General features: G+C 68.7%; 10 protein-coding genes. 4 read left to right on the top strand and 6 right to left on the bottom strand.

What is annotated here, in order from left to right; all coding sequences use genetic code 11:
* Nucleotides 1-557, top strand: a 557-nt coding sequence (locus BGO22_RS16270; protein WP_286851749.1) for a sigma-70 family RNA polymerase sigma factor, incomplete at its 5' end; no start/stop codon positions are given.
* Between the two features lie 61 nt (nt 558-618).
* On the opposite strand, the gene BGO22_RS16265 is transcribed toward BGO22_RS16270, so the two are convergent.
* Nucleotides 619-1,020 (bottom strand): PPC domain-containing DNA-binding protein, encoded by a 402-nt coding sequence (locus BGO22_RS16265; protein WP_070397692.1) that lies wholly within the window; start codon nt 1,018-1,020, stop codon nt 619-621.
* Nucleotides 1,021-1,029: 9 nt separating this feature from the next.
* The gene (locus BGO22_RS16260) at nt 1,030-1,905 is read right to left on the bottom strand and encodes a LysR family transcriptional regulator (protein ID WP_070397691.1); all 876 of its coding nucleotides are present in this window, start codon (nt 1,903-1,905) and stop codon (nt 1,030-1,032) included.
* A gap of 96 nt (nt 1,906-2,001) precedes the next feature.
* Between BGO22_RS16260 and BGO22_RS16255 the strand changes: the two genes are divergently transcribed.
* Both BGO22_RS16255 and BGO22_RS16250 read left to right on the top strand, forming a co-directional pair.
* Nucleotides 2,002-2,325: a 2Fe-2S iron-sulfur cluster-binding protein gene (locus tag BGO22_RS16255; RefSeq protein ID WP_070397690.1), complete on the top strand. Its 324-nt coding sequence runs from the start codon at nt 2,002-2,004 to the stop codon at nt 2,323-2,325.
* A gap of 44 nt (nt 2,326-2,369) precedes the next feature.
* Complete coding sequence (locus BGO22_RS16250) at nt 2,370-2,792, top strand: hypothetical protein (RefSeq protein WP_070397689.1); 423 nt, start codon at nt 2,370-2,372, stop codon at nt 2,790-2,792.
* 19 nt (nt 2,793-2,811) lie between these two features.
* Here BGO22_RS16250 and phbB read toward each other — a convergent pair whose 3' ends face one another.
* From phbB to phaC, 3 genes are all read right to left on the bottom strand, one after another.
* Nucleotides 2,812-3,549, bottom strand: coding sequence for an acetoacetyl-CoA reductase (gene phbB, locus BGO22_RS16245; protein ID WP_070397688.1), 738 nt, complete (start codon nt 3,547-3,549; stop codon nt 2,812-2,814).
* A gap of 51 nt (nt 3,550-3,600) precedes the next feature.
* The gene (locus BGO22_RS16240; RefSeq protein WP_070397687.1) at nt 3,601-4,779 is read right to left on the bottom strand and encodes an acetyl-CoA C-acetyltransferase; all 1,179 of its coding nucleotides are present in this window, start codon (nt 4,777-4,779) and stop codon (nt 3,601-3,603) included.
* Nucleotides 4,780-4,923: 144 nt separating this feature from the next.
* Entirely contained in the window at nt 4,924-6,735 is a 1,812-nt protein-coding gene (gene phaC, locus BGO22_RS16235) for a class I poly(R)-hydroxyalkanoic acid synthase (protein WP_070397686.1), read from the bottom strand.
* 118 nt (nt 6,736-6,853) lie between these two features.
* Here phaC and BGO22_RS16230 point away from each other — a divergent pair, with 118 nt between their 5' ends.
* Nucleotides 6,854-7,162, top strand: coding sequence for a hypothetical protein (locus BGO22_RS16230; protein WP_070397685.1), 309 nt, complete (start codon nt 6,854-6,856; stop codon nt 7,160-7,162).
* Here the strand turns inward: BGO22_RS16230 and pgeF are convergent.
* Nucleotides 7,082-7,861, bottom strand: coding sequence for a peptidoglycan editing factor PgeF (gene pgeF / locus BGO22_RS16225; RefSeq protein WP_070397684.1), 780 nt, complete (start codon nt 7,859-7,861; stop codon nt 7,082-7,084). The two genes, BGO22_RS16230 and pgeF, sit on opposite strands and share 81 nt — an antisense overlap.
* Nucleotides 7,862-7,949 lie beyond the last annotated feature (88 nt).

The raw sequence follows: 7,949 nt of genomic DNA, 5'->3' as shown, positions 1-7,949 counted from the left end.
ACGCCACCTGGTGGATCCGCCAGGCCATCACGCGCTCGATCGCCGACCAGGCGCGCACCATCCGCATCCCGGTGCACATGATCGAGACCATCAACAAGATGAACCGCATCAGCCGCCAGCACCTGCAGGAGTTCGGCTTCGAGCCCGATGCGTCCATCCTGGCCGAGAAGATGGAGATGCCCGAGGACAAGATCCGCAAGATCATGAAGATCGCCAAGGAGCCGATCTCCATGGAAACGCCGATCGGCGACGACGACGATTCGCACCTGGGCGACTTCATCGAGGACACCACCAACACCGCCCCCATCGAGGCCGCCATGCAGGCTGGCCTGCGCGAAGTGGTGAAGGAAATCCTGGACAGCCTCACGCCGCGCGAAGCCAAGGTGCTGCGCATGCGCTTCGGCATCGAGATGTCCACCGACCACACGCTGGAAGAAGTGGGCAAGCAGTTCGACGTCACGCGCGAACGCATCCGCCAGATCGAGAGCAAGGCGGTGCGCAAGCTCAAGCACCCGAGCCGCAGCGACAAGCTGCGCAGCTTCATCGACTCGCTCTGATCGGGCGGGTTGACCAGAAAAAAAAGGGAGCCACTGGCTCCCTTTTTTTTGGTCGCGTGGATCAGGTGCCGCGGGGCCGGACGACGAGCTCAAGGTAGCCCGTCGCCGCATCGGGCTCGCGCGCGAAGTCCCAGTCGGGCAGCCAGGCGATCAGCAGCTCGGCCGTGGTGCGCACGCAGCAACCCGCCATCACGTGCCCACCCCACACGCGGCCCTGGGCGTCCGCCACGCTCATGTGAAGGTGCGCGTGGTCCATGCCCAGCGAGCCGCTGAGCGTGAGGATCTCGCTGGGCCCGGGCACGAGCAGGACGTCCTCGGCCGCCGCCAGGCGCAGGCGAGCGTCCACCAGGCTGCCGATGCCCGCGACCACGAAGGCCGCGCGCTGGTGGTGCTCACGCGCCGCCGATTGCAGTGCGGCGCGCAGGTCCTCACCCGGGTTCAGGCGCAAGGGCAGGTGGTCCATGGTGGCGGTCTACATCAGCTCATCGAGAAATCCGCGCGCCGCCGGCGAGAGCGGATGGCCGTTGCGCTGGTAGATATAGAACGCGCGCTCGATCGCGGGTTCGACCAGCGGGATGAAGCTCAGCTTGAGATCGCGGCGCAAGGCCCTGGCGTAATCGGGGGCGGTGGTGACGCCCAGGCCCTGGCCGACCAGTGCGAGCGCCGTGGGCAGGTGCTCGACGACGGTGGCGTCTTCCATGCGCTGGGTGCGGCCGTGCCGCCACAGCGCCTCGCGGATGTCTTTCTCGAACGTGCTCGGGTAGCAGATCCAGGGATCGTCCTGCGTGTCGCTCCATCGGATGGACCGCTTGCGCGCCGCGGGATGCGCGGACGAACAGACGAACTGGATCGCGACCTTGCGAAAGAAACGGCGTTCCACGCCGGCATCGCATGGCCGGTCCGGACCGATGCCGAACTCCACCGCACCGCGCGAGACCGCGGCGGGAATGTCCTCCAGCGCCGTGTCCATGATCTGCACGCTGACCTGCGGGTGCCGGGCCGAGAACTCGGCCAGCGCCGGGGGAATGAGCGTGCAGGCGAGCAGGCTCGGCGCGCTGAAGCGCAAGGAGCCCCGCTGCAGCTGGCGGACGTCGGCCGCGCTGACGGCGATGCGGTCCAGATCGTCGAGCATGCGCTTGGCGATGGGCACCAGCTGCAGGCCCATCTCGGTCGGCGTGATGCGCTTGCCCTCCCGATTGAACAAGGGCAGGCCGACCTCGGCCTCCAGTTGGCGGATCACCATGCTGACGGCCGACTGGGTCAGGTGCAGTCGGTGCGCGGCGCGCGTGAAACCGCCGGTCTCGACCGCGGCAATGAAGGCCCGCAGTTGCCGGAGACTGATGTGCATCAGCTGAACTTATGGGTGGGTCAAAAAACAGCGTTTGAATCCTAGCACCGGGGGCCGCAGACTCCACCGCCAGCACAGCCCCCACCCGCGACGCCCATGCCCCGAATCACCTTTGTCAGCCCCGATGGGGGACGCAGGACCATCGACGCACCCGATGGCGAAACCCTGATGCGCGCCGCGACGCAGCACGCGGTGGACGAGATCCTGGGCGAATGCGGCGGCGCCTGCTGCTGCGCCACCTGCCACATCTACCTCGACGAAGCCTCCCTGGCCAAGGTGCCGCCGGCCAGCGAGATGGAACGGCAGGTCCTCGAGTTCACCGCCGCGCCGCGCCGAACGGGCAGCCGGCTGGCCTGCCAGGTGCTGGCGGACCGGCTGAGCGACGGGCTGATTGTTGAACTGCCGGCGACCCAGATCTAGGCGCCACCCCCAAGACACCGTTTCACCACCTCACCCCTACTGCCATGCCACAAGCCCCTCGCCCCCGCTCCTTCCAGCTCCATCCCGACGACAGCCCCTGGGAACCCGCGGACTACAACATCATCTGGGAGGACGGCCGCGAATACGGGCGCTTCCGCCGCGTGCTGCGCCGCGACGCGCACGGCCTGACCGTCATCGCCCGCTTCGTGGCGCCACCGGGCAAGGCCTGGAAGATCATGGGCCGCGCGCCCGAACTCGGTGAAGAGGTCTACATCATGAAAGGCGCCTACTACGACACGCGCGGACGGGTCGTGGCCAGGGAAGGCAGCTTCATGTACAACGCGCCGGGCGCGCTGCACGGCGGCATCTCGACCGACATGACGCTGTACCTGCACTGGTGCAGCGGCAAGCCGGACGAGATCGTGTCGGTGGACCTGATCGACTTCGAGGTGGCCCCAGGCGCCTGAGGCCGCGGGGCCGAGGCCCTCAGCCCATGTGCAGGCCGCCGTTGACCGAGAAGTCGGCGCCGGTGGAATAGCCCGCCTCGTCACCGGCCAGCCAGGCGATGATGGAGGCGATCTCGCTCGGCTCGCCCAGGCGCTTGACGGGCACGGTGGCCACGATCTTGTCCAGCACATCAGGGCGGATCGCCTTGACCATGTCGGTGCCGATGTAGCCCGGGCTCACGGTGTTCACCGTGACGCCCTTGTTGGCCAACTCCTGCGCCAGCGCCATGGTGAAGCCGTGCATGCCGGCCTTGGCCGCCGAGTAGTTGGTCTGGCCCGCCTGGCCCTTCTCGCCGTTGACGGAGCTGATGTTGATGATGCGGCCCCAGCCCTTCTCCACCATGTCGGGCACGACCTGCTTGGTCACGTTGAACATGGAGTTGAGGTTGGTGCTGATGACCGCGTCCCAGTCCTCGCGCGTCATCTTGAGGAACATGCGGTCGCGCGTGATGCCCGCGTTGTTGACCAGCACGTCGATGGAGCCGTGATCGGCCTTGGCCTTGGCGAACGCGGCGACGGTGGAATCCCACTCGGCCACATTGCCCACGCTGGCGTGGAACGTGAAGCCCAGGGCCTTCTGCTCGTCGAGCCACTTCTGGTAATCGCGCGTGGGCCCGCAGCCGGCAACGACCTTGAAGCCCTCCTTGTGCAGGCGCTGGCAGATGGCGGTGCCAATGCCCCCCATGCCCCCCGTGACGTATGCAACCTTCTGACTCATGGTGACCTTTCCAGGCGATTGTTGTTGAACACGTTCATGCTAGCCGTGCGCTCAGCGCTCGACAGCAAGGGAAACCCCCATCCCGCCGCCGATGCACAAGGCCGCGAGGCCGCGCTTGGCGTCGCGGCGCTGCATCTCGTGCAGCAGCGTCACCAGCACGCGGCAGCCCGAGGCACCGATCGGGTGCCCGATGGCGATGGCGCCGCCGTTGACGTTGACGCGCGACGGGTCGAGCTCCAGCGCTTTATTCACCGCGCAGGCCTGGGCCGCGAAGGCTTCATTGAGTTCGAACAGGTCCACGTCGGCCGCCTTCCAGCCCGCGCGTGCCAGCGCCTTCTTCGACGCCGGCACCGGACCCATGCCCATGGTGGCCGGGTCCAGGCCGCTGGTGCCGAAGGCGGCGATGCGCGCCAGCGGCGTCAGGCCCAGCGAGGCCGCCTTCTTCGCGCTCATCACCACCACGGCGGCGGCGCCGTCGTTGATGCCGCTGGCGTTGCCCGCCGTCACCGTGCCCGCCTTGTCGAACGCGGGGCGCAGGCCGGCCAGCGCGTCGGCGCTGGTCTTCTTGTTGATGAACTCGTCGGCGTCGAAGACCAAGGGGTCGCCCTTCTTCTGCGGGATGCTCACGCCCACGATCTCGTCCTTGAACCGGCCGGCCTCCTGCGCGGCCGAGGCCTTCTGCTGGCTGCCCAGGGCCAGCGCGTCCTGCATCTCGCGCGTGATGCCGTGCGCCTTGGCCACGTTCTCGGCGGTGATGCCCATGTGGTACTGGTTGTAGACGTCCCACAGGCCGTCCACGATCATGGTGTCGGTCATCTTCCAGTCGCCCATGCGCTGGCCGTCGCGGCTGCCGTTGAGCACGTGCGGCGAAGCGCTCATGTTCTCCTGGCCGCCGGCGATGACGATCTCGCTGTCGCCGGTCTGGATGGCCTGGGCCGCGAGCATCACGGCCTTCAGGCCCGAGCCGCACACCGCGTTGATGGTGAGCGCGGGCGTTTCCTTGGCGATGCCGGCTTTCATCATGGCCTGGCGCGCGGGATTCTGGCCCACGCCGGCGGCCAGCACCTGGCCCATGATCACCTCGCCGATGGCGTCGTTGGGCAGGCCGCTGCGCTCCAGCAGCGCCTTGATGACGGTGGCGCCGAGTTCGGTCGCGGGCGTCTTGGCCAGCGTGCCACCGAACTTGCCGACCGCGGTGCGGGCGGCGGCGACGATGACGATGTCTTCCATGAGCGTTCTCCTGTAGGGATAAAAAGCAAATGCGATCCGGGACGGGCGTCCTTCAGCCCGAGGCACCGAGGAACCGGCTTTGCCGGGCCCCTGGTGTCGCCCCCGGGTGGGGGGCGACGCGAAGCGGCGCGGGGGAGAGTCATCTCACGCCTTGGCCTTCACGTAGCGGCCCGGCGCGGGTTCGATGGCGCCGTAGGCCTTGCCCCGGCCGTAGGCCTTGGGCGCGGGAATCTGCTTGCCCCCCAGGGGCTTGAGCCAGGCGGCCCAGTCGGTCCACCAGCTGCCCGGGTGCTCGGTGGCCTGGGCGATCCAGTCCTTCACGTTCTCCGGGAAGGCGCTGGAGCCGCTGGTCCAGTGGCTGCGCTTGCCCTTGCTCGCGGGATTGATGACGCCCGCGATGTGGCCCGAGGCGCCCATGACGAAACGCTTCTTGCCCGGGAACAGCTGCGTGCTGCCATAAGCGCCGCCGATGGGCACGATGTGGTCCTCGCGCGAGCCGTAGATATAGACCGGCAGCTTGACCTGGCGAAAGTCGATCTTCTGCCCGCAGACCGACACCTCGCCGGGCTTGATCAGGTCGTTCTGCAGGTACATGTGGCGCAGGTACCAGGCGTAGTAGGGGCCGGGCAGGTTGGTGCTGTCGGAGTTCCAGTACAGCAGGTCGAAAGGCGGCGGCGTTTCACCCTTGAGGTAGTTGCCCACCACGTAGTTCCAGACCAGATCGTTGGGCCGCAGGAAGCTGAAGGTGGTGGCCAGGTCGCGCCCGGGCATGAGGCCGCCATTGGCGAACTGCATCTCGCGAAAGCGCACGAAGTTCTCGTCGATGAAGACGTCGAGGATGCCGGTGTCGCGGAAGTCGAGCAGCGTGGTGAGGAAGGTGGCGCTGTGCACCGGCTGCTGGCCCCTCCCGGCCAGCACGGCGAGCGCCGTGCCCAGCATGGTGCCGCCCACGCAGAAGCCCAGGGCGTTGATGTCCTTGGCGCCGCTGATGTCGCGCACCACCTCGATGGCACGGATGACCGCGTCCTCGATGTACTGGTCCCAGGTGGCCTGGGCCAGCGACTCGTCGGGGTTGCGCCAGCTCACGACGAAGGTGCGGTGACCCTGCTCCACCGCATAGCGGATCAGCGAGTTGTCGGGTTGCAGGTCGAGGATGTAGAACTTGTTGATGCAAGGCGGCACCAGCAGGAAGGGCCGCTCGTACACCTTGGCCGTGAGCGGCTTGTATTCGATGAGCTGGAACAGCTCGTTTTCGAACACCACCGCGCCTTCGGTGGTGGCCACGTTCTTGCCGACCTCGAACACGCTTTCGTCGGTCATGGAGACGTGGCCCTGCTTGATGTCGTGCAGCAGGTTGGCCACGCCCTTGGCGATGCTCTCGCCCTGGGTCTCGATGGCCTTCTTCTGCGCCTCGGCGTTGAAGGCCAGGAAGTTGCTCGGCGCGCTGGCGTCGATCCACTGCTGCACGGCGAAGCGCACGCGCGCCTTGGTCTTGGCGTCGCCCTGCACGGCCTCGGCCATGGCCATGAGGGTGCGGGCGTTGAGCAGGTAGGTGGCCGCCGTGAAGGCCGCCAGGGGATTGCCGCCCCAGGCCTCGGACGCGAAGCGGCGGTCACCCTCCGGCCTGGCCGCCAGGCCCTGATTCCACAAGGCCGCGGCGTCTTTCAGGTAGGTCTGCTGGATTTCCAGCAAGGTGGCCGGATCGAGCGACGCCTGGGCGCCACCGGCCTGCTGGAACAGCTCGGTGAAGGCCGGCATGCCCATCGGTGCGGCGCCCTGCGCGGGCGGCATGAAGGCCCGGAAGGCGGCCATGGGGTCGGGCGCGGGCCCGGCCGTGGCGGACGCGGCGCCGGGAAAAGACTGGGCCATCTGCGTCCACTGCCGCACCAGGCCCTGCTGGAACTCCTGGGCCGCCTGGGCCCAGTCGGCCGTGTCGTTCTTCTTGCCCGATGCCATGCCAGTCTCCTCAGCTTTCACGCTCGGCCTACAGTGTCGGCCCTTGTCTTCAGGAATGTCCCAGTATCCCTGCGCCGCCCCTATGGGGCATTGACGCCAATCAACGAGAAAGCAAGCCGTGTACCTGGTCGTGATCGCTTGGATGTACGTCGTGCTGATGATGTCGGTGGCCGAGGCCACGAACACGACCGGCTCGGTGCTCGGGGCCATTGTGACCTTTTTTCTCTACGGGGTACTCCCCATGGTCGTGGTGGTGTACCTGCTGCGCACGCCGCAGCGGCGCCGCGCGATCAAGGCGCGCGAAGCAGCCGAGGACGCGGCGCGCGCGGCCGAGCGGGCGGCGCCCTCAGCCCAGCCAGACGCAGGCGGCGAAGCGACCGGTGCCGCCGAGGCGGGCGGCGTCGCGCCGGTGCGAAAAGAACCTTGAGCGTTCGCTGACGGTGCACCAGCCGGCGCTGCCGTCGTTGCCATGCAAGGAGCGCAGCCCGGCCGCCGACAGGCGCTGGCGCGCGAGCGCGGGCAGGTCCGCCCACCACTTGCCGCGCGTGGGGTGGGCGTGAAAGTGCGCGGCGGCCGCGCGGTCGGCGCTGACGAAGGCTTCCCACACCTCTTCGCCCACCTCGAAGGCCGTGGGGCCGATGGCCGGACCCAGCCAGGCCATCACCTCGCCCGGGCCGGCCACCTCGCGCAGCCGCTGGAGCGTGGCCTCCAACACCCCGGCGTGCAGGCCGCGCCAGCCGGCGTGCGCGGCGGCCACGGCACGGCCGCTGGCGTGGGCGAACAGCACCGGCAGACAGTCGGCCACCATGATGGTGGCGGCCTGGCCGGGCGTGTGCACCACGGCCGCGTCGGCCTCGGCGCCGTCGGGCGTGCCGGCGTCCAGCACCGCCACGCCCGTGCCGTGCACCTGGCGCAGGAACACCGGGCGCGCCGGCGCGCAGAACGCGGCCAGGCGCTGGCGGTTGGCGGCCACGGCGGCGGGATCGTCGCGCACGTGGTCGCCCAGGTTGAAGCTGTCGAAGGGCGGCGCCGAGACGCCGCCCGCGCGCGTGGTGCACAAGGCGCGCACGCCCGCGGGCGCGGGCCAGGCCGGCGTGAAAACCGAAGCGGGGGTGTCCGGCGCCATCAGGCCGCGATGCCGCAACAGGCCAGGGCCATCAGGCCTCGGCGTCCGGGCAGGCCGAGGGCTGCGCCTTCTGGAAGGCGTCCAGCGC

The sequence above is a fragment of the Hydrogenophaga sp. 70-12 genome, from assembly GCF_001897365.1.
GTDB classification, from domain to species: domain Bacteria; phylum Pseudomonadota; class Gammaproteobacteria; order Burkholderiales; family Burkholderiaceae_C; genus Hydrogenophaga; species Hydrogenophaga borbori.
The sequence above is the reverse complement of the archived record's forward strand: the minus strand, read 5'-3'. Positions and strand labels throughout refer to the sequence as shown.